The 1,419-nt window shown below is 62.1% G+C and carries 3 protein-coding genes; all 3 read right to left on the reverse strand.

Annotated elements, in window-relative coordinates:
- Positions 1–389: UDP-3-O-acyl-N-acetylglucosamine deacetylase (locus I53_RS04605; RefSeq protein WP_043347180.1), on the reverse strand; the 389-nt coding region annotated here is incomplete at its 3' end.
- Positions 390–565: 176 nt separating this feature from the next.
- Positions 566–1,072: a peroxiredoxin gene (locus I53_RS04610; protein WP_043347182.1), complete on the reverse strand. Its 507-nt coding sequence runs from the start codon at positions 1,070–1,072 to the stop codon at positions 566–568.
- A 140-nt stretch (positions 1,073–1,212) separates the two neighbouring features.
- The coding region (locus I53_RS04615) for a hypothetical protein (protein WP_210161559.1) at positions 1,213–1,419 on the reverse strand (207 nt) is incomplete at its 5' end.

Here is a 1,419-nt window from a genome sequence, read left to right on the forward strand (position 1 = left end):
GCGGATGATTTCTTGGGCGCGTTCTGCTCCTGCAGGCCGGCCTGCTGCAGCAGGAACACGAAGGACGAGGCCGAGCCATCCATGATGGGGATTTCTTCGGCGGTCAGATCGATATAGAGGTTGTCGATGCCCAGGCCAGCACAGGCCGACAGCAGGTGTTCGACGGTGGATACCTTGGCGCCATCCTTGGTCAGGGTCGAGGCCATGCGGGTGTCGCCCACGCCGGTGGCGATCATCGGCAGCTCGACCACCGGGTCGAGATCGATACGACGGAAGATGATGCCGGTATCGGGCGCGGCCGGACGCAGGGTGAGCTCGACCTTGGTGCCCGAGTGCAGGCCCACGCCAGTGGTCTTGACCAGATTCTTGATTGTGCGCTGTTTCAACATCCGGCCATTATAGCCAAGATGCCCTGCCCTCGCCCCGGCCCGCACGGCGGTGTTGCAAATCGTTCCCATCTGCAAGCGCCGTCAGGACTGCGTCAGATGGGCGTGATGCGGCATAAATCATTTCCATACAGGAAAACGCCATGCCACCCGCGCCCACCATGCCGGGAGGGCTGCGATCAGCCCAGTTGGGCCAGCAGAGTCTCTGCGTTGGAGACTTCGAACTTGCCGGCAGCTTCCAGGTTCAGTTGCTTGACCACGCCGTCTTCCACCAGCATGGAGTAACGCTGCGAGCGTACGCCCATGTTGCGCTCGGTCAGGTCGAATTCCATGCCCAGGGCCTTGGTGAAGGTGGCGCTGCCGTCGCCGAACATGCGCACGATGCCGGTGGCCTTCTGGTCGCGGCCCCAGGCGCCCATGACGAAGGCGTCGTTGACCGAGATGCACCAGATCTCATCCACACCCTTGGCCTTGAACTGGTCAGCCAAGGCGATATAGCCCGGCACATGCTTGGCCGAACAGGTCGGGGTAAAGGCGCCGGGCAGCGCGAACAGCGCGATCTTCTTGCCCTTGACCAGATCCGACACCTTGAAGGCATTGGGGCCCAGGCTGCAGCCTTCGGTTTCGGTCTCGATGAATTCGGTCAGGGTGCCTTCGGGCAGGTGCTCGCCAATCTTGATGGTCATGGTCTTTCCTCGTCTGGTTGTATGAATATGGATATGAATAGGGGAGATAAAAAAAACGCCGCGCACCAGGCGCGGCGTTAGTATGCCTTGGAACCGGCCAGCCTGCTGTGAAGCTGCAGACCCGCCTTGGCAGAGCAGGATCAGTCCGCCTGCTTGCGCAGGAAGGCCGGGATGTCGTAGGTTTCCATACCGTTCTTTTCCAGTGCGCGCACGGTGTCGGAGGCCGACTCGCGACGCCACACCGCCGGTGCCTTCAAGCCACCGAATGCCGCACCAGCGGGTTGGGCTGCGCCTTGCTGCAGGTTGCCACCGACGGCCATCATCGGCTCGTTGTGGGTACCGGTGCG

This window comes from Methylobacterium sp. B1 (assembly GCF_000333255.1).
Lineage (GTDB): Bacteria > Pseudomonadota > Alphaproteobacteria > Rhizobiales > Beijerinckiaceae > Methylobacterium > Methylobacterium fujisawaense.

Bases quoted from the DNA above. Each gene is read 5' to 3' on its own strand.
- I53_RS04610 (WP_043347182.1), bottom strand. From the start codon at position 1,072: ATGACCATCAAGATTGGCGAGCACCTGCCCGAAGGCACCCTGACCGAA.